Raw genomic sequence first — 24,915 nt, 5'->3', positions numbered from 1 at the left:
GTTATGATGGATTTAATTCAGAGAATCAAAGAGTATTTACATGTTGACGATACCGACGATGCGTCGGATTACGATGATGTAAATGATACCGAAGATTATTATGATGACGACGACACAGAGATTAAAAACACAAGTAAGGTAGTAGAAGATGAGGTTGAAGAGGAAGAGCCTGCGAGACCTAAAGTTGCTACAAGAAACACAAAGGTAGGCAAGGTTATACCTATAAGAAAAGAACTTGAGGTTACTATGATAAGACCTGCTTCTGTTGAAGAGTCAAGAATTGTTGTTGATAATCTTAAGGGAGGCAGAGCGGTTGTACTTAATCTTGAGGATGTAAGAACAAATATCGCACAGAGAATAGTCGATTTCATTTGCGGTGCCGCTTATGATATGGAAGGAAATCTTCAGAGTATATCAGACAGCATATTTATAGTTACACCTCCGAATATCGGATTAACAGGTGATTTTACAGATCTTTTAGGCAGCTCAGGACTTTCACAGGACAGTGCTGATGCTTCAGGATTCGGTTCGAGGTTGTAATTTTGGAAAAAGAAGAGCTGATTCTAAGGAATAAGTTTTTAGATTTAGCAAGAAATGCATATTTTAAGAACATTATGACACATTCCACATTCTTAAATTTATATGAGCAGACAATATTCGAGATGATTCAAAATGAATTGCCAAATGTAAAAAGTATTATGTTTGGGGGTTATTCTGAAGCAGAAAGGAAGGTTGTCTGCTTTTATTGTGATGAAAAGCCAGAATTTGATATGCTTGAGTATATAAAAGTCGCACCGGCTAACAAAAAGTTTGCGGACGAACTTACGCACAGAGATTTTTTGGGTGCACTTATGAATCTTGGTATAGAAAGGCATATGATCGGTGACATATGTATTGTAGATAATGTTGCGCATATCATTACATTTAAGAGTATGGCCGATACAATAATAAATGAGCTTGGTACGGTGAAACATACCAAGGTGGTTCTTAATAAAGAAAGCATAGACGATCTGAAGACGGTAAATCGAGTAGAGTATAAGAAGATAAATATTCCGTCAGAGAGACTGGATTCTATTATCGGGTCAATCTACAATATATCAAGAAGTAAGGTAAATATGTATATTGATGCAGGCAAAGTCTTTATAAATTCAAGACAGTGCCTTTCACATTCGATGAAAGTAAAGGACGGAGATATTATAACAGTGAGGGGACTTGGAAGAGCCAGGTTTCTGGGTATAAGCTCAACATCAAGAAAGGGCAGATTATTTGCCGAAACAGAGGTTTTTAGATAAGGATATATAAATGTATATAGATAGATTGGAAGTAAATTTTGAAAACAAGCCTTGCTATGACATTGTTATTTCAGATGATTTTAGCAATTTGAGAGACGAACTTGTTAAACTTGATATAGAAAAGAAAAAGATTTGTATTGTAAGTGATACCAATGTGGCTCCTTTGTATCTGGAAGCCGTAAAAAAAGAACTGGAAGGCTTAAATGTCTTTGTACATATCTTTGATGCAGGTGAAAGAAATAAGCATCTTGGAACGGTTTCCGAGATATATGACACTCTTATTTATAATAAGTTTGACAGAAAAGATATATTGTTGGCACTTGGCGGAGGTGTTGTAGGAGACATATGCGGTTTTGCGGCTGCAACATACCTTAGAGGTATCGACTTTGTACAGATTCCTACGACATTGCTTTCACAGGTGGATTCAAGTATAGGCGGAAAGACAGGTGTGGATTTCAAGCATTACAAAAATATGGTGGGTGCATTCTATATGCCGAAGCTTGTATATGTAAATATAAACACACTTAATACACTTCCAAAGATAGAGTTTACTTCAGGAATGGGTGAAGTTATAAAGCACGGTTTGATATTTGATAAAGATTATTATAGTTGGCTTTTTGACAACAGTGAAAAAATCCTTGCAGGAGACCCGAAAGCATTGGCACATATGGTACTTGTAAGTCAGAAAATCAAAAAGCAGGTGGTTGAAAACGATCCTTATGAAAAGGGACAAAGAGCGATATTAAACTTCGGACATACACTGGGTCATGCCATTGAAAGAGAGAAAGAATTTGTATTATCACACGGTCAGTGTGTGGGGCTTGGAATGCTTGCGGCATTTGATATATGTATAAAGAAGAATAAGCTTACAGAGAGCGACAGGCAATTTTTAAAGCAGCTTATGGAAGTTTATTCATTTGATACGGATACAAATATGGATGTGGAGAAAGTGTTTGAAGCCACATTTAATGATAAGAAGATGGAAGCCGGAAAGATAAAGTTTATTCTTTTGGACGGTATCGGAAAGGCCTTTATTGACAGAGAGGTGTCAAAAATTGATATGTTGGAGGCGTTAAATAGCATATGCAAAAGAGTTTAAATAAGTTTATTTTATTTTTGGTAACAGTGGCGGTATTGGTAGGAGTTGACCAGTGGAGCAAATATGAAGCTATGACCAAACTTGGAAGAAGTGATGCATATCCTCTTATAAAGAATGTACTTTATTTTTGGTATTCTGAGAATGCGGGTGCTGCTTTCGGAATATTGCAGGGCAAGCATATTTTTTTCTTTATAATCACTGTGGTCGTTTTAATAGGTATACTGTATCTGCTCTTTAAATTGCCGAGTGACAGACATTTCTTGCCTTTGCTTTTTTGCGGAAGTTTAATCTTTGCAGGTGCACTTGGAAATTTTATAGACAGAGTTATAAGAAATTATGTAGTGGATTTTATATACTTTAAGCCGATAAACTTTCCTATATTCAATTTTGCGGATATCTGTGTTACTGTAGGAACATTTTTACTGTTTTTATGTCTGATATTTGTATACAAAGAAAACGAATTGGAATTTTATAAGAAATAGTTTGGAGATAAATGGATACCTTTGAAATAACGGTGGAAGAATCCGATATTGATAAAAGAATAGATTTATTTTTGGCAGCTAATCTTGAGAGCTTTTCAAGGTCGTATATTCAGGATTTGATAAAAAAGGGCAAAGCCACCATATCCGGTAAGACTGTAAAAGCAAATTACAGGCTTAGAGAGGGCGACAGTGTGGTGTTGAGTATACCTAAGCCGAAACCGCTTGAGATTTTACCTGAAAATATTCCTCTTGATATACTTTATGAAGATGACGATGTTATACTGGTGAACAAACCTAAAGGTATGGTGGTGCATCCTGCTGCAGGTCACTACAGTGATACTTTGGTGAATGCGCTTCTGTATCATTGTAAGGATAATCTCTCAGGCATTAACGGAGTGTTAAGGCCGGGGATTGTACACAGGATTGATATGGATACTACGGGAGTTATCATTGTATGTAAGAACGATATGGCACATCAGCATATCGCAGAGCAGTTGGCAAAGCACAGTATCACAAGAAAGTATGTTGCCATTGTAACAGGTAATATAAAGGAAGATGAGGGTGTAATAGATGCCGCTATTGCAAGGTCAAAAAGTGACAGAAAGAAGATGGCGGTGGATGAAAACGGCAAGAGAGCGGTAACACATTATAAGGTACTTGAGAGATTGAACGGTTATACCTATATTGAATGTGTGCTTGAGACCGGAAGAACTCACCAAATCAGAGTACATATGTCATATATACATCATCCTCTGCTTGGCGATGAGGTATACGGAGGTAAAAGCGGTATGAAATTACAGGGACAGTGTTTGCATGCCATGGTACTTGGATTTATTCATCCGAGAACAAATGAGTATATGGAGTTTAGTGCACCGATACCTGAATACTTTAATGAAATCTTAAATAAGTTTAGGAAAAATTAAATGAATATTCAGATATGTTAGCATAAACACAGGTCAAAAATACTGTATTTAATGACAAATATATACATTGTGCTTTTTTTGTTATATAATAATGTTATAGATTATCTGTAGTTTTGTTTTACTACAGCACTAAAATGTATACATTGATTGTTTAGGAGGTTGGTATGGACAAAAGATTGGTTATTACTATCGGTAGACAGTGTGGAAGCGGTGGAAGAAGGATAGGACAGATGCTGGCGGAGCAGCTTGGTATCAAGTGTTATGACAAGGAGATCCTTAACAGAGCTGCAAAAGAGAGCGGACTTGCCGCCGAGCTGTTTGAAACTCATGATGAGAAGCCTACCAGTTCATTTTTGTACTCTCTTGTAATGGATACCTATTCTTTAGGATACACATCATCATCATATATGGATATGCCTATAAACCATAAGATTTTTTTAGCACAGTTTGACACTATCAAAAAACTGGCTTCAGAGGAGTCATGTGTTATTGTAGGTAGATGTGCCGATTATGCTTTGGCAGACGATCCGAATGCTTTTTCAGTATTTATTACCGGAGATGATGATGATAAAATCAAGAGGATTATGGAAACAAATAATATTGATGCCAATAAGGCAAAGGATATTATGATAAAGACGGATAAGAAAAGATCAAGCTATTACAACTACTATTCAAGCAAGAGATGGGCTGATACAAGAAGCTATGATATGTGTGTAAACAGCACAAAGCTTGGACTTGAGGGCAGTGTGGAGCTTATAAAAACATACGCAAAGATAAAAGGTTTACTATGAGAAAAAAATTGATTTGTCAGGCAATTATCCTGGCGGGAATATTGGCTGCATGCGGTACAAACAATAAGAGTGCTAAAGTTGACGAGAGTAATGTAAGTGTGGAAAGCAGTGTTGCAAGCAGTGACGGCAGAGAAGCTACAGATATGAAGGTGGTTAAAAAGAATGTGACGTCATCAAAGGAAGAGACGAGTACACAGGAAAGTACTACAGAAGCTACTACAGCGCCTGTGACCACTGCTGCGGAAACTTCTACAGAGGCCAAGAAAGAAAGTGAAAAACAGGAAACTTCAAAGCCTGAACAGGAGACATCCAAAAAGAGTGAAGAAGCTACAAAAGCTAAGGAAGCCGGTGAGATAGGATTTGATCCGAACTGGGAGTATGCTTCATTTTCAAAGATACATTCAGGAAGCGCCGTATTATATAAACCGAGTGAGAAGGGTAACGGAATTACTATAGCGGTAAATGCCGGACACGGTACCAAGGGAGGTTCATCACAGAAAACACTTTGTCATCCTGACGGAAGTGCAAAAGTGACAAGCGGTACTACAAAGGCCGGAGCAACTACAGCCGTTGCGGTATCCGAGGGTATGACATTTGAAGACGGAACTCCTGAGAGTACTGTTACTTACGAGATGGCAAAAGTTTTGAAGGCCGAGTTACTCTCAAGAGGATACAATGTACTTATGATTCGTGACGGAAGCGATGTTCAGCTTGACAATATTGCAAGAACCGTTATTGCCAACAATAATGCGGCTGCACATATTGCACTGCACTGGGATTCCACCACATCAAACAAGGGTGCATTCTATATGGGAGTGCCTGAAGTGGATTCATACAGGAGCATGGAGCCTGTAGCTTCAAACTGGAAAAAGCATGAGGCGCTCGGCAAATCGTTGATAAACGGACTTTCAGCAAACGGTACAAAGATATTCAGCAAAGGCAGAATGGAGATGGATCTTACACAGACTTCTTATTCAACCATTCCGTCTATAGATATCGAGCTTGGTGATAAGAAATCGGATCACGGCAAAGACACACTTAAAAATCTTTCAAAGGGAATAGCGGACGGAATAGACAGCTACTTCGGAAGATAAATAAACACACTGGAGTATTATGAAAAACAAACTGAAATATTTAATATGTCTGCTTGCTCTTATATTACTTAGCGCATGTGGAGGAGTCGTGAAGACAGATATGAGTTTTGACGACTCTTTTTCGGGAAGCAGAGTGATGACATATACAATCTCAAACGCAGATTATACATCATATGTTCAAAAGGATTTGGCGACTGTAGAGTCTACGCTTAAAGAGCTGTGTCCGCCTGATATAGAAATTACTTCGCTAAATCAGGATGAAAACAACATAGTGGCGACATTTACTATAAACTTCACATCAAAGGACGAGTACGAAGAAAAAGTCGGCAATATACTTAGGGCTGTAGGCAGTGATATCAAACCGAAGGTAACCTTCCTCAGATCAAATACAGCTTTTGCAAAGGGAGTTGCATATCAGGAAAATTTCGGCAGTGACGATTTGTTAAAGTGGATGAGTGACGGAATTATACAAAATAATTACATTACATCATCTTATGAAGCATATATTTTCTCATCCGACTATATAAGTCTTCATATAAACGGAGATGAATATGCCAAGGACAGCACAATGAGTATCATTGATGTGAACTCGGCGAAGTATCTTCCGATAAACAGTGTGGACTTTAACACGGTCATCAACAAAGACAGTACTGTAGACAGAACTATTGAAGTGAATATTCCGGATTCCACATATAAAGAGGCAAAGGACGATATAGATCAGTTTATGTCCAAAAGAGTCGGAAATATCGGAAGCGGTAAATGGGTTGAAAAGGACGGTTCGCATATATTTACAATAGAGGGTAAGGCGCTTAGCCTTGACGATTGTAAGCAGATGACCGAGACTTTTACAGGCAAAAAAGAAGACTCGGGATTTCCGGTAGAGGATGAAACCGCTACAATAGAGCCGCATGAAAGTACCGCATCTACAGAGCCATCCGATAGTACTGAATCTATGGAGTCATCCGACAGCAGTGCACAGGATGAGTCGACATCTGAAGCCGAGTCAAAAAAAGCAGACTCCAAAAAAGACAAATCAAAGAAAGATAAGTCAAAAAAAGCGGATGAAAGCACGGATGCAAGTGAGAGCGGTTCACAAGGCGATGAAGCTAAAGATGATATAGACGATACTCTTGACAGAAAACATCTGTTTTCAAAGAATATATTTATAGATGAGAACATCAACCTTGAGGATTATATCAGTAACAGTGACAATACGGTAAGATTCAACTACTATGTCAATCCGCAAAACAACTACGGCGGAGATGTAATTGACGCCGAAGGTATGGAGCAAAATCTGTCAATGGCTTCGTTTGACAGTGATAAAAATGAACTCTTGTTTAGCGGTAACAGTTCGTTATTTGATATCAGCATGGATGTAAATATTGTTCCTACAGTGAGCAAATATAAGCATATTGTGACTATCAGTCCGACAGGTAAGATAAAAAGAAATATTACAGTTGTATTTAAAGATTCATTTACAGATGAGGATACAAAGACACTTGAAGACAACTTAAAAAAGGCGTTTGCGGATACCAAGATCAAAGTAGGCAAGTTGGCGCCAAAGGGTAAAGACCTTGAAGTAAAGATAACTTCCGTAGGTACTCTTGATGAAGATGTGAAGATGTGGGAAAAAGCCACAGATTATGACAGAAACAGTGCAGATTTGGATATTGATAAGAAGGGATATCTTGCAGACAAGCAAAAAATAAGCTTTACAGACGATTTTACACCTGAGATATTCACACTTGGAACAATAGGTTCATATGAGTACAGGGTAAAAGGTATCGGTAAGCCTTCATCAAGAGGTGATTACTTAGGAGGAGGTTTTGACGATGTAACCGCCAAGTTTAAGGGAAACGACTTTGTGGTAAAGGGAGATAATGTGGTGGCTACACATATAAGTTTCCCGGATTTTACAAGTGTTCGTACAAATTACTTCAGATATCTTATTTTCACCGTTGCTGCACTTATTGCAATCCTTATCTTGGTGATTGTGGTTATAGTTTCTATAAAGAAGTCAAAGAAAAAGAAAGTGCAGGCAGGTGGAAGTACTCAGGTCGACACAGGTAATAAGACAGTATTTTGTCCGCACTGCGGAGCAAAGAACAATCAAGGCGATAAGTTTTGCTCAAGTTGCGGCAAAGAAATTACATAAAGAAAAGGAGAGAGTTGTATGTTAAAGGGCATAAAAAGGACAAAAAATAACGATTTGGTTATTAACAGTAAAGGACTCAGTGTATTAAATATTTTATGTATTCTTTCGGCACTGTTTGTCTTATTTTTCTTTATACCTATAATCAAGGTGGATTTTGGCGCCGGCTTTTTGGGAGATGATTTTAAAAAGAGTTTTTCAATGTTCAGCGCATTGTTGATAGATCCAAGTGACAGTGTTGTAGGACAGCTTGCCGCAATTAAGGGGCCTATACTTTTATTTTTATTTTATCCTATTGCAAATATAGTGTTGTGGGCACTTAACAAAAAGTCTACAGGCAACAGAAGCTATATTTTTGTACATATAATTTATATTTTGAATGTGTCTTTAGGATTTGTGGAGTTCACTTCAACAAACGGCGTATCAGGTATGCATGCTTCATTTTTAAGTGCTACATTCTTTGCTTGGATATTGGTGATTTTACTTTTCATAAACCTTATACTTTCAATATACGGTATTTTAAAAACAGGTAGAACCGAGATAGATGAAAATGCAGTAGCACTTGACCTTAATGTTAACTATGCAAAGGAAATGTTAAATAAGGCCGGAAGCATGGCAAACAGTGTGGCAAGTAATGTATCCGCTGCAGCAAGTAAGGCGGGTACAAAGACTGTGGTATGTGATAAATGCGGTGCAACTTGTCCGGAGTCATCAACATTTTGTAATCACTGCGGAAATAATCTTGAAAATGCCAAGAAGATGCAGGCGCAGAGCAAGGCATCAAATGAGCCTGTAAAGAATACTGTAGTATGTGATAACTGTGGTGCCGTATGTGCAGAGGGCACAAGTTTTTGTACAAAATGCGGTAACAAGCTTGACGGTGCAAAAAATACAAGTGATATTGTAGACGAGACTGCAAAACTTGCAAGAGAGATGGCAGGTAACGAGACGGCAGTAGACAAAGAAGAGTCTGATAAAATTGATTTGACTAAGGATGATACAAATTCAAATGGGGTATCACTTTCTAAATAAAATATTAAGAAGTTGACTTAATGTTTATAGGACGGGCTTTGCCCGCCTTTTTTTATGGAAATATCCTTTTTTATTCTGTTTTTCTTAGTGTATATTATTTTTATCTATGATAGAATATAGAAGAATACTTCTTGAAAGGAGCATTACTCCAGATGAGAGATGATGATTTATACAAAGAGCTTAGTGAAGCTGACAGTGAGGATCTTGAAAAGTATTTGAGAGATCTGGCTAAGCTCAAAAAAATAAGAGAAGAAGAGAAACTAAAAGAAGAAAACGAAAAACTTAAGAAGACCATAAACGAAAATAATAAAAAGCTTGAAGAGATTGGAAAGAATATAAGAAAAGTAGAAAAAAAGGCTGATAAGATAAATATTATCGGGAACAGGTCTTCAAAGCCTAAAAACGGCAGGAATATAAAGAGCAATGTAAGCGAAGATGTTGAGCCGGACGGTATAAAGATACCTTTACCTAAAAGTAACCAAAAATCGGTAGTACGAAAAAACGACAGTTTAAGATTCAGCGAGCCACAAGAAGCTCCCAAAAAAACGGTAAAAAAGAAGGTACAAAAACCGGTTACAAAAAAGGTTGTAAAGACACAAAAGGTTACCAAGAAGGTGAATGTAGGCCCAAGTTCAAAGCAGCTTAAGAAAGCACAAAAGCAGGCAAAGGCAACTGAAGCAAGGCAAAAGAAGCCTAAAAAGAAGAGAGGATTTCTTGGAAGGCTGGTTTTACTTATACTTTTGTTTACTATAGTCGGAGGCGGTACCTACTTTGCATTTCACTATGTCAAAAACCAAAAAGGTTACTATACCGTAGCTGTATTCGGCGTGGACTCAAGAGACGGAAATGTAGGAAAAGGCGCTCTAAGCGATGTCAATATGATAGTCAATGTAAACAGGGAGACAGGAGATATACAGCTGGTATCTATTTACAGAGATATGTATTCGATGATAGACAGTGAAGGTAAGTTCCACAAGTTTAATCAGGCATATGTTGAGGGCGGTCCTGAACAGGCTATGCAGACGTTGAATCGAAACCTTGATATGGACTTAAAGGAATATATTACGGTGAACTGGAAGGCGGTTATTGACGCCATCAATATATTAGGCGGTGTCGACCTTGAGGTGACCGATGCGGAGTTTAAATACCTGAATTCATTTATTGCAAAGACAGTAGAGGCGACAGGAGTCGGTTCACATGAGCTTGAACATGCCGGAATGAATCATCTTGACGGTGTACAGGCTGTAGCCTACGCAAGATTAAGACTTATGGATACCGACTTTAACAGAACCGAGAGACAAAGAAAGGTAGTGAGTTTGGCATTTGATAAGGCAAAGAGTGCCAATTTCTCAACTTTGTACAGTATTTTGGTAGCCGTATTGCCGCAGACTTCCACCAATGTGGGTATAAACGACCTTATACCTTTTGCAAAGGATATATCAAAGTATCATTTAAGTGAGACGGCAGGTTTCCCTTTTGATAAGGATACCAAGAAGATGCACAGAAGAGATTATGTTGTACCTGTTACACTTAAGTCAAATGTAATTGCACTTCATCAGATGCTCTTCGGAAAGATTCCGGGATATACATATACACCAAGTGAGGAATTGATAAAGATAAGCAACAAGATAATCAAGGACTCGGGGCTTGGTGCCGACAAAGAGGATACGGATGTAAATGTGGATACCGATTTGGAAGGTGCTATCGGAATATCACCGCATAAAGATGACGGGGAAACCAAAGAAGGCGAACATATAGAAGACGAAAGTAAGGAAGACGGACAGGGTGATGAAACAAGACAGGATGAGAACAGCGATGAAACCGATTTGGAAAGTCAGAGTGAAACAGGTAGTGAATAAAGGAGAATAAGAGTGGATATAAATATTTTAGTGGTAGATGATGAAAAAGAAATAGCTGATTTGGTGGAGATATATCTGGTAAGTGACGGCTATACCGTTTTTAAGGCAAATAATGCGGAAGACGGACTGGCTATAATAGAAAAAGAAGAGATTCATCTTGCAATACTGGATATAATGATGCCGGGTATGGACGGACTTGAAATGTGCAAAAAAATAAGAGAAAAGCACAATTTCCCTATTATCTTGCTCAGTGCCAAGAGTGCCGACATTGATAAGATACTTGGTCTCGGAACAGGGGCTGACGACTATGTGACAAAGCCTTTTAATACTCTGGAGCTTACAGCCAGAGTGAAATCACAGCTTCGCAGATACACTCAGCTGAATCCTAACAGTACTGTGGTTGAAAAAGAGGACCCTAATGAGATTAGACTTAAGGGAATGGTTATCAACAAGGAAAACCACAAGGTCATAATAGACGGTAATGAAGTAAAGCTTACGCCTATTGAGTTTGATATTTTGTATTTGCTTGCAAGCAATGCCGGAAAAGTATTCTCTACAGACGATATATTTGAAAGAGTGTGGAATGAGAAGGTATATGAAGCCAACAATACCGTAATGGTACATATCAGAAGGCTTCGCGGAAAGATGAATGAAGATTCAAGAGAAAATAAGATTATAACTACTGTTTGGGGTGTTGGATATAAAATTGAGAGATGATTTAGAAAAGAAATTTCAGACTAAAGTCATAGTAAATATCCTCTTCAGTCTGGTGGTTTCTATTTTGGTAGAGACCTTGGTAGTAAGCAATATTTCGGTTTTTTCGGGATTACATATAATAAACCATGAAAACGATACTCTTTTGGTAAGAGGAAGCGGAAGTGATTTGGTAGTCATACTTGTTTTGGTGATTTTCGGTATAGGTGTGTTTACCGCAACATTTTGGGGTTTACAAAGGAAATCATTTATATATATAGATGATATACTTCATGCAATAAAAAAGATGTCTGCAGGAGACTTGAATACCAATGTTGCGGTAAAGGGTGACAACGAGTTTTCGGAGATAGCTGCAAGTATCAATAAGATGGCCAAAGAATTAAGGTCTCTTATGGACAGTGAGCGAAAAAACGAAAAGTCCAAAAACGAGATGATTACCAATATTGCACATGATTTGAGAACTCCGCTTACATCGATACTGGGGTATCTTGATTTGATAAACAAGCGAGATTTACCTGAGGATACCAAAAAGGAATATATAAATATAGTATATGAGAAGGCAAAAAAACTGCAGGATTTGATAGAAAGTCTGTTCAGCTTTACAAAGACCAACTCTTCAAAGCTTGTGCTGAAGGTGGACAAGATAGATATTATAAAGCTGTTATGTCAACTTATGGAAGAGTTTTATCCGAACTTTGAAAAAAGCGGTATAACCTGCAGTGTAAATACAAATATCGACTCATATGTGATAGACGGAGACGGTACTTTGCTTGCAAGGCTTTTTGATAATCTGATAAACAATGCCATAAAATACGGTGCCGACGGAAAGAGGATTGATATTAAGATTACCGCAGAAAAGAAGATAGTAAAGATTGCGGTGATAAATTACGGAAAGGTAATTCCTCAAAATGAATTGCCGCTGATCTTTGATAAGTTTTACAGGGTGGATCAGGCCAGAAACTCAAATACGGGAGGAACAGGCCTGGGACTTGCAATAGCAAAGAATATTACAGAATTGCATCACGGTGTTATTGAGGTCACAAGTGATCTTGGCGGAACCGTATTCAGTGTGACATTGCCGAAGGAGTTAGATGTTGAAAGAGAAAATTTTAAAGGATTTGAATAGGATATTTGTATTCTTATTGCTGTTCTTTTGTTTTATTGCAGGTATTCATATCAATTCTTTTGCTGCAGATAAAGAGAATAATAAGATAACCATGGATATAAGCTATGGTTACGGAAATATTGCAAAGGGAGGGAGATACCTCCCTATTCATGTATTTTACAGTAATTTCTCCGAACAAAAATTTGACGGGAAGATATCGGTTGAATTTACGGAAGAAGACAACAGGAGATATGCATACGAGTACAATGTAAGCTTGGATGCACAGAAGAGTCTGTTATCAGATTATTATATCAGAATAAGCAATGATGTGAATACAATAGAAGTATCTCTAAAAGATGCCGATAAAAAGACGGTTGAAAAAAAGGTGCTTTCTTTGAATATGGAGGCAAACAGGTCCAATTTATTGGTGGGGCTTTTAAGTGACAGCCAAAACCAAATAAACTATTTTAATGATGTTGCAATAAATTTTGGACTTATGAATCTGAAGACTGTCAATCTGGCGGCAGGCTCTTTTCCTAAATCATATTCAGGGCTTGAACAGTTGGATATGATAATTATCAGCAATTTCAGAATCAGAGATTTGTCAAATGAGCAGTCACGAGCGCTGATGGATTGGATAAAGCAGGGCGGAGTATTGCTTATCGGTACAGGCAAGAGGGCTGACGATACTATAGGAAGGTACGCACCTGAGCTTTTGGAGGATATGTATGAAGCACCAAGCATGAGGACAGTCAAGTTCAGCTTTAACAATGAAGACAAACAGATAGATTTGGATACTGTCAATATAAATTTGCATGGCGGCAATGTAATAATATCCGACGGCGATTTTCCGCTTATAACCTCTGTAAATAAGCAAAGAGGACTGATAGCCGTTGCAGGCTTTGATTTTTGCGATTTGTCACAGTTTGCCAAGGATAATACACAGTTTGCCAGATATATAGTGTCAAGTGTGCTTGGAGATGAGAGAATTGAAAAACTTGCAAAGCAGTATGAAGTATCCGACAACACATTTCAGAATGTGGAGCCTATACTGAATTCCTCAGAAATAAAAAAGCTTCCGGCCATGCCTGTTTATACACTTATAATAATAGCGTATATATTGATAATAGGCCCTGTTTTGTTTATTTATCTGAGAGATTACGGCCTTGCAATTTACTACAGGAAGGCTGTGGTGCTTATATCTTTTTTGTTTTTTGCTTTAGTACTCATATACAACGGCAGAACAAGGTTTACCACAACTTTTTATAATTATGTGACGGTATATGAAGCCGGAGACTCGGACGTTTCGGAGTCTACTTATGTGAATCTGAGAAACCCGTATAACAGGCCTTATGATGTGGTGGTTGACTCCAATTATTCTATTGTTCCGATAATAAGAGATATAAAGGGGAGTGAGAGCAACAGAGAACTCAAAAGAAATACGTCAATAACTATTGATAATACGGAGTTTACAAAGAATGTGCATATAAATCATATCGGTGCGTTTTCATCAAATATTTGGAAAATGGATAAAACGATTGAAAACCTCAATAATGAAGGCTTTACCGGTGAAATCAATTTTTTTGACGGAAACCTTAATGTGGAGATTACAAATAACTACGACTACAAGGTAAAGAACGCTACACTGATTTTGTACGGTAAGATTGCGATACTGGGAGATTTTGAAGCGGGAGAGACAAGGAAAATAGACAACTGTGAGCTTATAAACATACCTCTGACAAACTTTGATATAACCGCAAGACTTATTACAGGTATGGAAAAGTATAGTACAATAAATCAAAACGGAAATGCAAACGGAATTGATACTGAAAAGTATATGCAGCTTATGAATGTATCAAACTTTATATCATTTTACCTGAAAGAAAATTCAAACGGTTATACGGCGGATGCGAGAATAATTGCATTTTCGGAAGTGCCGTTGTCAAACCCTATCTTCTTTAGCAATACTATGGAGGGAAGCGGGTTGACACTTTTAACATCTGTTATACCTGTAAACTCCATTGAGGACGGAAAGGTATACAGACAGTCGCTTCTCAAGATGCCTTTAGTATTAAGCGGAGACTATTCGTATATAGACAATGCACTAAAAAGCAGTGATGCGACAGTTTTGGAATATTTTCTTGGGGATAATATAAATATTGAGGAAGTAAAGTTTGAACAGATATCGGATGTTTTCTCAAATCAAAGGTACAGTGATAAAATAAAACTGTTTAAAGGAAATATCGCTCTTTATAATTTTAAAACCGGAAACTTTGATTTTATTTCCCAAAATGAGTTTTCTATAATAGATCTGCTTACATATCTGTCGGATACCAACACTATAAGAGTGAGGTATTCAAATATAGAAAACAGTGATTTGGAGACGGCACTGCCGATGATATCTGTATTAGGTGTGGAAAAATAGATGTTGGAATTAAAAAACTTATGTAAGTCATACGGAAGGCATATTGCATTGTCAAATCTCAGTTTAACGATACCTGACGGTGCACTTTACGGTCTGGTCGGGCCTAACGGAGCAGGCAAGACAACAGCAATAAAGTTGATTTCGGGAATTATGTTGCCTGACAGAGGTGAAATACTCTTTGACAATGTAAATTTAGTTAAAGAAGAAAGAAGCGCAAAGGAAACTGTAGGGTATGTCCCTGATGTTTTGGGAATATATGACGATATGACAGTATTTGAATATATGGTGTTTTTTGCCTCTACATATGGGCTTACAGGCTATATAGCCAGAAAAAAGATTGAGATACTTTTAGAACAGGTGGGAATGACTGATAAAAAAGATTTTTATCTGAATGAACTCTCAAGAGGAATGCAACAAAAACTTTGTGTCGCCAGAGCACTTATACATGACCCGGCACTTATTATCATGGATGAGCCTGCAAGCGGACTTGATCCGAGAGCCAGATATGAATTAAAGGAGCTTTTGCAGGAACTTAACAGCGGAGGAAAGACTGTGCTTTTAAGCTCACATATTTTATCCGAGGTTTCCGAAATCTGTACGGATATAGGGATTATTGAAGGCGGTAAGATAATAATATCGGGAAGTGTGGAAGAAATACTTGATAAGGTGGAGGGTGCCAATCCGATAAAGATTAAGGTACTCAACAATGAAAATTCAGCACTTGAGATATTAAAAAATAATAAAAAAGTTAGAATTTTATCTGTAGATAATGGCTATTTTATGGTATACTTTGATGGTAGGAAGTTGGATGAAGCTAAACTGCTTGAAGACCTTGTAAGAAATAATGTTTTGGTCAGTGAGTTTATAAGAGAGCCGGGCAGCTTGGAATCATTCTTCATCAAAGTTACCAATCATTCCAATGAAAGTGTGATTTTTAGCAATGAATATTAATCCTATTTATGAAAGGGAACATAGAGTAAGTACGAGAAGCTTGAGACTTTCAACAGCTATCTTAGTTTTCAACTTTATTGTGGCGGGATTTACCTTGATAGAGATGAACGGAGTGGTGGACTATGCAAGGAAGACATCAAGTATCGACTATACATCCTTTTTACAAATCTTTAAGATAGTGGTATTTGTACCTGTTGTGTTGCTTATATTTGTAGGACCGAGTTTTATATCGGGTGCTATAAGTGATGAGAGACATAGAGGTACGTTAGAGATACTTCTCACTACCAAGATGACTGCAAAGAGCATTGTGGTAGGAAAGTTTTTAAGCTTGATGGCTTCAATAATGATTATTTTGGTGTCACAGCTGCCTATTAGTGCTATACTTTTTTTATACGGCGGTATAACTGTAGGAGATATTGTAAAGCTTACTCTAAACTTTATTGTGTTCGTAGTACTTTTGATTTCAATGGGTATTTTTTGCTCAAGTATTTCAAGGAAGACAAGCATAGCAACAGCATTGCTTTATTTGGCCGTCCTTATACTTTTTGTTGGAACTTTGGTTCTTTACTTTTTAGCAGCAAATTCATTCAATATGAATGATAAGAATTTTTTTAGTATAGTTTTTATAAAAGTCAGTAAGTTTATTTTGTTATTTAATCCTTTAGTTAGTATGGATTTCTTATTGTCAAAGATTATGGGTGAAGACAGCTCGGATGTGTTGGTAAGCCTCTTTTGGTACAATAACTGGTTTTACATAAATATGTTTTTGGACTTATCCTTATCTGTTATCTTTTTGGCATTATCTGTAGTAAAAATAAAACCACATGGTAAGACTTGGAGGAAATATGGCAACAGTAATTTATAAATGTAAAAATTGTGGTGGTCCTGTAAAATATTCGGCAACACTTGGAAAGTTCAATTGCGAATATTGTAATACGGTTTATACAGAGGATGAGGTAAAATCGCTTGAACGCTTGTCTGAAAGAGATGAAGAGGTGGTAAGCGGTAACGGTAACTATGTTGAATACCACTGCCCAAGCTGTGGAGCAAATATAGTTACGGATGAGACAACTGTAGCTACTACCTGCTACTACTGCAACAACCCTATAGTTTTGACAGGCAAGCTTGAAAGCTCGCAGATGCCTACAAAGGTAATACCTTTTAAAGTAGACAAAAAGAAAGCACTTGAGTCTTTTGATGCCTGGATGAAGAAAAAGAAATTTGTACCGAAGAGCTTTTACAATGATAAAAAAGAGATAGGAGAGATAAACGGAGTATATTTCCCTTATTGGCTTTACAACACAAGAGTATTTGTGGATTTGGACAGAGAAGGCAGCAGAACCTTTACAAGAAGTGAAGGAGATTATAGGGTAACTTACAGGAAGGATTTTAGAATTATAAGAAAGGGAGATGTGATCGTAAAGAATCTCCCGAAGCTTGCACTTGCAAAGTCGAATAAAGTCTTGGTAGAGTCTGTTTATCCTTTTGACTTTAATACGGCTGTAAAATTTGATGCATCTTATCTTAGCGGATTTGTAGCTGAAAAAAAGGATATTGAAAAAGAAGAGCTTATGTCGTCTATAGAAGATGATGTATACAAATACTCTACAAGGGTTGTGGATAAGTCTATGACCGGTGAGAAGGTAAGGATAGTAAATAATGACTTCAGAGTACAAAGAGGCAGTTTTGAGTATGCAATGTTGCCGGTTTGGGCGATATCTTATAATGATAAGGACAGCGATAAGCAGTACTTTTTCAGTGTAAACGGACAGACAGGTAAGGTGGTGGGCAAGTTGCCGCTTGATATGGCAAAGTTATGTCTTACCGCACTTTTTACAATATTGCCGATATTTGCAATAATTACGGCACTGCTGTATTTTACCGATAATATGAAGTCAAATCTGTTTATATACACTTTGATAGGATGTATAGCGGCATATGTTATATATATATTTAAAGTGACATCGGACTACAATATGACATCCTCGGCAGTAATAAACAGGGGTGTAAATCAGATTGACTTCAACAACAACTATGCGGAAAAGATAGAGTACTGTAAGGATATAGATCTTGGTACAAGAGTAATTGGAAGAGAGAGAATACAAAGCAATAAATAACGATATTAAAATATAAACTTTATTATTTTTGATATATGTGTTATAGTTTAAACGATCAAAAAACAGGAGTTTACTATGGAAGTCATAAAATATAAAAGTACAAGGGGTGGACAAGAGGTTGTTGACGCGTCATATGCGATTTTAAAAGGTCTTGCAGATGACGGAGGACTCTATATGCCTGAGAAGTTTCCCAAGTTTGATTTCAAATTTAAGGAGCTTATGCATAAGGGATATAAAGAAACAGCCTATGAGGTAATGAAGCTTCTTTTGAGTGATTATACAAAAGAAGAACTTATGAATTGTATAGAAAAGGCATACGACGATAAGTTTGATACAAAGGAGATTGCACCGCTTGTAAAGGCTGACGGAGCATATTTTCTTGAGCTTTTCCACGGTGATACCATAGCGTTTAAGGATATGGCACTTTCCATATTGCCGCATTTGCTTACTACGGCAGCAAAGAAAAACGGTATCAAGAATAAGATTGTTATTCTTACAGCCACAAGCGGAGATACAGGTAAGGCCGCAATGTCAGGTTTTTGTGATGTTGAAGGCACAGGTATAATAGTCTTTTATCCTAAGGACGGTGTCAGCAATGTGCAAAGACTTCAGATGGTTACGCAAAAGGGTGACAACACCGATGTGGTGGCTATCCACGGCAACTTTGACGATGCGCAAAGCGGTGTAAAGAAGATATTTGCAGATAAAGAGTTTGCCAAGAAGCTGGAAGAAAGCGGTATTCAGCTCTCAAGTGCAAATTCTATAAATATAGGTAGATTGGTACCACAGATAGCATATTATGTATATGCATACTTAAAGCTTCTTGCAAACGGCGACATTGATGATAATGAGAAGATAGATGTATGTGTTCCTACAGGAAATTTCGGAAATATTTTGGCCGCGTATATAGCAAAGCAGATGGGATTACCTGTGAATAAGCTTATATGTGCTTCAAATGAAAATAAAGTTTTATTTGATTTCTTTGAGAATGGGGTATATGATAGGAACAGGAAGTTTATACTGACTTCTTCACCGTCTATGGACATACTTATTTCAAGTAATCTTGAGAGACTTATTTATTTAAGTTGCGGCTGTGACGGTGAATATGTGAAGAAGCTTATGCAAGAGTTGGCAAAAGGCGGTAAGTATACCGTAACACCTGCCATGAAGGACTTTATGAAGGACTTTGTAGGCGGTTATGCCGACGAAAAGAAGAATTTTGCAGGCATAAAATCTCTGTATGACAGTACAGGTTATATAATTGATACACATACAGGTGTGGCATACTCAGTGTATCAGGATTATAAAAATGCCACAAAGGATATGACCGCTACAGTCATAGCATCTACAGCAAGTCCGTATAAGTTTGCAGACAGCGTGCTTGAAGCAATCTTGGGCGAGAAGCAAAAGATGGGAGATTTTGAAGTCATTGACAAATTGCATGAGATGGGAGCACCTGATATTCCGAGAGCAATCTTGGAGATAAAGGATGCACCTGTCAGACATACAAGAGAATGTGACAGTGCAGATATGCAAAAAGAAGTAGAGGATATTCTATTTAATAACAGGAGGTAATTATGTTAGTAACAGCTAAGGAAATGCTTGACAAGGCAAAAGCAGGTCATTATGCAGTAGGTCATTTCAATATCAACAACCTTGAGTGGACAAAGTCCATTTTGGCGGTAGCACAGGAGCTTAACTCTCCGGTAATCTTAGGAGTTTCAGAGGGTGCCGGAAAATATATGACAGGTTATAAGACAGTAGCCGCTATGGTAAAGGCTATGATAGAGGAGATGGGAATTACAGTTCCTGTAGCACTTCACCTTGACCACGGTTCATATGAGGGATGCAAAAAGTGTATCGAAGCAGGTTTTTCTTCAATTATGTTTGACGGTTCACACCTTCCTATAGAAGAGAATATTGAAAAGACCAAGGAGCTTGTAAAGCTTGCACATGAGAACGGAATGTCTATCGAGGCTGAAGTAGGTTCAATCGGCGGTGAAGAAGACGGTATTATCGGTGCCGGAGAGTTTGCAGATCCTGAGGAGTGCAAAAAGATTGCAGATCTTGGAGTAGATTTCCTTGCAGCAGGTATCGGAAACATTCACGGTAAGTATCCTGCAAACTGGCCGGGACTTAACTTTGACGTACTTGCAAAGGTACAGGAGAAGACAGGTACACTTCCGCTTGTTCTTCACGGCGGTACAGGTATCCCTGCAGACATGATAAAGAAGGCTATTACTTTAGGCGTTTCAAAGATCAATGTAAATACAGAGTGCCAGCTTGCATTTGCAGATGCTACAAGAAAGTACATTGAAGCAGGTAAGGACCTTGAGGGTAAGGGATTTGATCCTAGAAAGCTTTTGGCACCGGGTGCAGAGGCTATAAAGGATACTGTAAGAGAAAAGATTGAACTTTTCGGTTCAGCAAATAAAGCTTGAGAATAATTAAGGGGCAGCCGCTAAAACGGCTGCCCTGTTTTAATATGATTTTTTATAACTCAAAAAAGAAAGTATAAAGATAAGTACCGCATTGAATATAAGTGTCAATATTGCGGTATTTATACTGAAGTTGTTTGATATCACTCCTATAACATACGGTGTGAGTATACCTCCCATAGATGTAAGTGCCGTAAATACAGTCATAGCAAAAGCTGAGCCTTGCAATGAGCTTTTTGATATGGCATATACAAGAGGAAACACAGGTGCCATAAAGAGGCCCAGCAAAAACAGTGATATAACTATAACAAATATGTTTTTTGTGGCAATAAGCAGGCAAAAGCATACAACCAAACCGAATGAGTCAAAGGCCGTTATCTTTTTTGATGAGACTTTTTGACTTAGCTTTGCTACAAAAAGTCTTGATATCAATATGGCAATCCAAGTGACGGAAACCATTGTAGTAGCCAGTGAAATGCTCATAATTCCGGTATCCTTCAGATATGTGATAAACCATCCGTTGATACTGTATTCAAACCCGAGATAGAAAAATAACAATAATACATTGATATAAAAATCCTTATTATACAAAAAAGATATCTGAGATTTTGATGCCGTATTTGCGGTATTTTTTGCATGCATCTTGTAAAACTTCAGAGTATCTTTGTCGGCAGTAAAAAAGTTCGCCGTAACAAAGAGCGCAACTATTGCTATAAGTACAAGAATATATCTCCAGTTCAATCCGATAAGAAGAATGGATGAAAGCAGAAAAGGCGATATAAAGGCACCTACGGCAAACATTGCATTAAGTACGGAACTTTTCGGTGCCGGATTTTCATACATATTGTTGACATAGTAATTGTTAAAAAGAGTGATGGAACCCTTTGTAAGCCCTAAAATGAGCACACTGATATTTATTATAATCAGCGGAGGCGTGGTAATCAAAGTGACAAAACTTAGTACGGATAGGAATGTCATAAAGGTTATGGTAGCTTTATCCCCTAATTTTGCAGACAAAGCCGTATATAAAAAGCTTCCGCAAAAATTACCTATATAAAAAAATGTCAGAATACCGCCTGCACCGATATAATTAAGTCCTATTTCTTTCATAAGGTGAGGAATTACGGCACCTATAATAAGAGTTGCCGTTCCGCTGAAAAAATAACCGATACAACATCTGAAAAAAATCCGTTCTCTTTTCTTTTCCATAAATTGACCTCAATAAAAATGATATAATAGTATATTTTAGCATAATATTCTATAAAATAATAAGAATATATTTGACAAATCAAAAAAATGTGGTAAAGTAAAGTAGATAACCTGTATGGAGATAGTATGGACTTATTTGATTATATGAAAGAAGTTAACGAAAAGGAGAGTGCCCCGTTGGCTTCAAGGTTAAGACCTGATTCTTTGGATATGATAGTAGGGCAGGAACATATTTTAGGCAAGGATAAATTCTTATATAGAGCGATAAAGGCTGATAAACTGAGTTCAATTATATTCTTTGGTCCCCCGGGATGTGGAAAGACAACGATAGCAAAGGTCATTGCAAATACCACCAAGTCAAATTTTAAGCAAATCAATGCCACCACAGCCGGAAAAAAGGAGATGGAAGAGGCAATCTCAGAAGCTAAAGTATCATTTTCTATGTATAAGAAAAAGACTATTTTGTTTATTGATGAAATTCACAGATTTAATAAATCTCAACAAGACTACTTGTTACCCTTTGTAGAAGATGGTACAATAATACTTATCGGTGCGACAACGGAGAACCCGTTTTTTGAAGTTAATAAGGCTTTGATTTCAAGGTCAAGAGTATTGGAATTAAAGTCGCTTTCATATAGTGATATAGAATCAATTTTAAATAAGGCAATAAAAGATAAAGAAAGAGGGATGGGAAAATATGAGTTAGATATTTCCGAAGATGCTATAGAATTTATTTCCAGAAACGCGGACGGAGATGCCAGAAGTGCATTAAATGCGTTAGAATTGGCGATTCTTACAACGGATATTTCAACAGACGGTAAAATTCATATAGATATAAATATTATCAGTGAATGTATTCAGAAAAAGGTTTTAAAATATGATAAGGACGGAAACGGTCACTATGACACGATTTCCGCATTTATAAAGAGTATGAGGGGCTCGGATCCTGATGCGACCATGTACTATTTGGCAAAAATGCTCTATGCAGGGGAAGATATAAAGTTTATTGCCAGACGAATAGTCATATGTGCAGCTGAGGATGTGGGTTTGGCTGATGCAAATGCACTATGTGTTGCAACCAACGCTTTTTTGGCGGTGGAAAGAGTGGGAATGCCTGAAGCAAGGATTATTTTGGCTGAGGCGGCAAATTATGTTGCCTGTGCACCTAAATCAAATGCATCCTACCTGGCTATAAATGCGGCACTGAAGTTTGTACAGGAAAATGTTGATTATGATGTACCGAAACATATCAGAAATGCAAACTATGAGGGTGAAAAAGATTTAGGAACAGGTGTGGGATATAAGTATGCACATGATTATAAAAATCATTATGTAAAACAGCAATATTTACCGGATGAAATAAAAGATTCGGTCTTTTTAAATCTGACAGATATGGGTTTTGAAAAAAACATCAAAGAATATTTAGAAAAAATAAGAAAAGAAAGTTGACAATTATGAAGGAGAAGTTACAAACTTTATCATTAGTACAGTTGAAAGAAATTGCAAGAGAACAGGGATTTAAAGGAGTAAGCAATTTAAATAAAGCAAACTTAATAGATTTATTAGTTGAGTTTTCTGAAAATCAGAATAAACCGATAGCAAAAAGCGAAGGAGGTTCGTCTGAAGTGGCGACTAGAGAGAATTCTTATCAAAGAGATAATTATCAGAGCCAGAACGGTTATCAAAACCAGAATAACTATTCATCTCAAAATAATTATTCAAATCAAGGCGGCTATGCAAACCAGTCCGGATATTCAAATCAGAACAGGAACACATATCATAGCACACAGAGGAATAATGTTATGAATCAAAACAGAACAACAGGATATAACAATTCATATCAGCAAAGATATAACAATCAGCAGGGTAATAATCAGGGAAATACACCTAATTATTACAACAACCAAAATCAGTACGGCAATCAGTATAACAACCAGTATTCAAATCAGTATCAAAATCAATACGGAAGTAATCAGTACCAAAATCAATATCAAAATCAGCAGGGTTACAGAAATGATTTCTACGACCAGTACAACAGATACCAAAGGGACAGAGATTACACTACAGATATGAGAGAACTTGAGTCGGGTGAGATAGCTGAGGGAATACTTGAAATCATGCCTGACGGTTTCGGATTTATCAGATGTGAGAATTTCCTGCCGGGTGACAATGACGTATATGTTTCACCTGCACAGATAAAGAAGTTCGGACTGAGAACAGGAGATGTTGTGTCCGGAATGAAGAAGATAAAGACATCTACAGAGAAATTTGCGGCACTTCTTTATATAAATACGGTGAACTCAACACCTGCCGATGAGTTGGGAGATAGGCCGAATTTTGAAGATTTGACACCTGTATTCCCGGATGTCAGAATACATCTTGCAACTAATGAAACCAAATCCAAGGCTATGAGAATAGTAGATTTGCTTGCACCTATAGGCAAGGGACAAAGAGGTATGATAGTTGCACAGCCTAAGGCCGGAAAGACAACACTTTTAAAAGAGATTGCAAAGTCCATTATAGCCAATGAGAAGGATATGCATCTTATGATTGTACTTATCGATGAGAGACCTGAAGAGGTTACAGATATTAAAGAGGCTATTGTAGGTGACAATGTCGAGGTTATATACTCTACATTTGACGAGGTACCTGAAAGACATAAGAGAGTATCTGAGATGGTTATAGAAAGAGCAAAGAGACTTGTAGAGCAGGGAAAGGACGTAATGATACTTCTTGATTCCATTACAAGACTTGCAAGAGCATATAACCTTACAGTTGCACCGAGCGGCAGAACACTTTCAGGCGGACTTGATCCTGCTGCGCTTCATATGCCTAAGCGTTTCTTCGGAGCTGCAAGAAATATAAGGGAGGGCGGCAGCCTGACAATACTGGCTACGGCACTTGTAGATACAGGCAGCAGAATGGATGATGTAGTCTTTGAGGAGTTCAAGGGAACCGGAAATATGGAGATAGTACTCAACAGAAAGCTTTCCGAAAAGAGAATATTCCCGGCAATTGATGTATTAAAGAGCTCCACAAGAAGAGACGATTTACTTCTCAGCGAGAGAGAGGCTTTGGCTGTAAACGCGATGAGAAAAGCTACTGAAAATATGAGACCGGAAGACAGTGCGGAGCAGATTATACAGAAGTTCGACTCCACAGATAACAATGAAGAACTTGTTGAAGATGTTATTGCACATATGGAAGAATAAGATATAGATTTTATGTAACA

General features: G+C 37.5%; 21 protein-coding genes. 20 read left to right on the top strand and 1 reads right to left on the bottom strand.

Translation table 11 applies throughout. The annotated features are described in order from the left end of the window. Positions 1–3 precede the first annotated feature (3 nt). The 18 genes from EHW90_RS06895 to fba all read left to right on the top strand — a co-directional run bounded on the left by EHW90_RS06895 (position 4) and on the right by fba (position 20,477). Entirely contained in the window at positions 4–540 is a 537-nt protein-coding gene (locus tag EHW90_RS06895; RefSeq protein ID WP_124952134.1) for a cell division protein SepF, read from the top strand. Between the two features lie 2 nt (positions 541–542). After that, positions 543–1,292 carry a YlmH/Sll1252 family protein gene (locus tag EHW90_RS06890; RefSeq protein ID WP_124952133.1) on the top strand — a complete coding sequence of 250 codons (750 nt, stop codon included), beginning with the start codon at positions 543–545 and terminating at the stop codon, positions 1,290–1,292. Positions 1,293–1,302: 10 nt separating this feature from the next. Next, on the top strand, positions 1,303–2,391 hold the full coding sequence (aroB, locus tag EHW90_RS06885; RefSeq protein WP_124952132.1) for a 3-dehydroquinate synthase: 1,089 nt from the start codon (positions 1,303–1,305) through the stop codon (positions 2,389–2,391). After that, entirely contained in the window at positions 2,376–2,873 is a 498-nt protein-coding gene (gene lspA / locus EHW90_RS06880) for a signal peptidase II (RefSeq protein WP_124952131.1), read from the top strand. The genes aroB and lspA overlap by 16 nt, the downstream gene beginning before the upstream one ends. Before the next feature lie 11 nt (positions 2,874–2,884). Further along, positions 2,885–3,796 (top strand): RluA family pseudouridine synthase, encoded by a 912-nt coding sequence (locus EHW90_RS06875; RefSeq protein WP_124952130.1) that lies wholly within the window; start codon positions 2,885–2,887, stop codon positions 3,794–3,796. Positions 3,797–3,960: 164 nt separating this feature from the next. Next, a complete protein-coding gene (locus tag EHW90_RS06870) occupies positions 3,961–4,587 on the top strand; it encodes a cytidylate kinase-like family protein (protein WP_124952129.1) in 627 nt (208 codons plus the stop codon). Then, a complete protein-coding gene (locus EHW90_RS06865; RefSeq protein WP_124952128.1) occupies positions 4,584–5,681 on the top strand; it encodes an N-acetylmuramoyl-L-alanine amidase family protein in 1,098 nt (365 codons plus the stop codon). The genes EHW90_RS06870 and EHW90_RS06865 overlap by 4 nt, the downstream gene beginning before the upstream one ends. Before the next feature lie 19 nt (positions 5,682–5,700). Further along, positions 5,701–7,836, top strand: a complete 2,136-nt coding sequence (locus EHW90_RS06860) for a zinc ribbon domain-containing protein (RefSeq protein ID WP_124952127.1) — start codon at positions 5,701–5,703, stop codon at positions 7,834–7,836. A gap of 18 nt (positions 7,837–7,854) precedes the next feature. After that, on the top strand, positions 7,855–8,865 hold the full coding sequence (locus EHW90_RS06855; RefSeq protein WP_124952126.1) for a zinc ribbon domain-containing protein: 1,011 nt from the start codon (positions 7,855–7,857) through the stop codon (positions 8,863–8,865). Between the two features lie 152 nt (positions 8,866–9,017). Continuing rightward, complete coding sequence (locus tag EHW90_RS06850) at positions 9,018–10,724, top strand: LCP family protein (RefSeq protein ID WP_124952125.1); 1,707 nt, start codon at positions 9,018–9,020, stop codon at positions 10,722–10,724. Between the two features lie 12 nt (positions 10,725–10,736). Continuing rightward, complete coding sequence (locus tag EHW90_RS06845) at positions 10,737–11,441, top strand: response regulator transcription factor (RefSeq protein ID WP_009445409.1); 705 nt, start codon at positions 10,737–10,739, stop codon at positions 11,439–11,441. Continuing rightward, complete coding sequence (locus tag EHW90_RS06840; RefSeq protein WP_060932252.1) at positions 11,431–12,564, top strand: sensor histidine kinase; 1,134 nt, start codon at positions 11,431–11,433, stop codon at positions 12,562–12,564. The genes EHW90_RS06845 and EHW90_RS06840 overlap by 11 nt, the downstream gene beginning before the upstream one ends. Further along, positions 12,530–14,968 (top strand): hypothetical protein, encoded by a 2,439-nt coding sequence (locus EHW90_RS06835; protein WP_124952123.1) that lies wholly within the window; start codon positions 12,530–12,532, stop codon positions 14,966–14,968. Before EHW90_RS06840 ends, EHW90_RS06835 begins: the two co-directional genes overlap by 35 nt. Continuing rightward, the gene (locus EHW90_RS06830) at positions 14,969–15,919 is read left to right on the top strand and encodes an ABC transporter ATP-binding protein (protein WP_009445412.1); all 951 of its coding nucleotides are present in this window, start codon (positions 14,969–14,971) and stop codon (positions 15,917–15,919) included. Continuing rightward, entirely contained in the window at positions 15,909–16,784 is an 876-nt protein-coding gene (locus EHW90_RS06825) for an ABC transporter permease (protein ID WP_124952122.1), read from the top strand. The genes EHW90_RS06830 and EHW90_RS06825 overlap by 11 nt, the downstream gene beginning before the upstream one ends. Then, entirely contained in the window at positions 16,765–18,036 is a 1,272-nt protein-coding gene (locus EHW90_RS06820; RefSeq protein ID WP_124952121.1) for a zinc ribbon domain-containing protein, read from the top strand. Before EHW90_RS06825 ends, EHW90_RS06820 begins: the two co-directional genes overlap by 20 nt. A gap of 75 nt (positions 18,037–18,111) precedes the next feature. Next, on the top strand, positions 18,112–19,611 hold the full coding sequence (gene thrC / locus EHW90_RS06815; RefSeq protein ID WP_124952120.1) for a threonine synthase: 1,500 nt from the start codon (positions 18,112–18,114) through the stop codon (positions 19,609–19,611). 2 nt (positions 19,612–19,613) lie between these two features. Continuing rightward, complete coding sequence (gene fba / locus EHW90_RS06810) at positions 19,614–20,477, top strand: class II fructose-1,6-bisphosphate aldolase (protein ID WP_124952119.1); 864 nt, start codon at positions 19,614–19,616, stop codon at positions 20,475–20,477. 39 nt (positions 20,478–20,516) lie between these two features. Here fba and EHW90_RS06805 read toward each other — a convergent pair whose 3' ends face one another. Beyond that, positions 20,517–21,683 carry an MFS transporter gene (locus EHW90_RS06805; RefSeq protein WP_124952118.1) on the bottom strand — a complete coding sequence of 389 codons (1,167 nt, stop codon included), beginning with the start codon at positions 21,681–21,683 and terminating at the stop codon, positions 20,517–20,519. 126 nt (positions 21,684–21,809) lie between these two features. Between EHW90_RS06805 and EHW90_RS06800 the strand changes: the two genes are divergently transcribed. Next, positions 21,810–23,132 (top strand): replication-associated recombination protein A, encoded by a 1,323-nt coding sequence (locus tag EHW90_RS06800; protein WP_124952117.1) that lies wholly within the window; start codon positions 21,810–21,812, stop codon positions 23,130–23,132. Between the two features lie 5 nt (positions 23,133–23,137). Further along, entirely contained in the window at positions 23,138–24,895 is a 1,758-nt protein-coding gene (gene rho / locus EHW90_RS06795; RefSeq protein WP_124952116.1) for a transcription termination factor Rho, read from the top strand. Positions 24,896–24,915 lie beyond the last annotated feature (20 nt).

The sequence above is a fragment of the Lachnoanaerobaculum orale genome (assembly GCF_003862485.1).
In the GTDB taxonomy this organism is placed as follows: domain Bacteria; phylum Bacillota; class Clostridia; order Lachnospirales; family Lachnospiraceae; genus Lachnoanaerobaculum; species Lachnoanaerobaculum orale.
The sequence above is the reverse complement of the archived record's forward strand: the minus strand, read 5'-3'. Positions and strand labels throughout refer to the sequence as shown.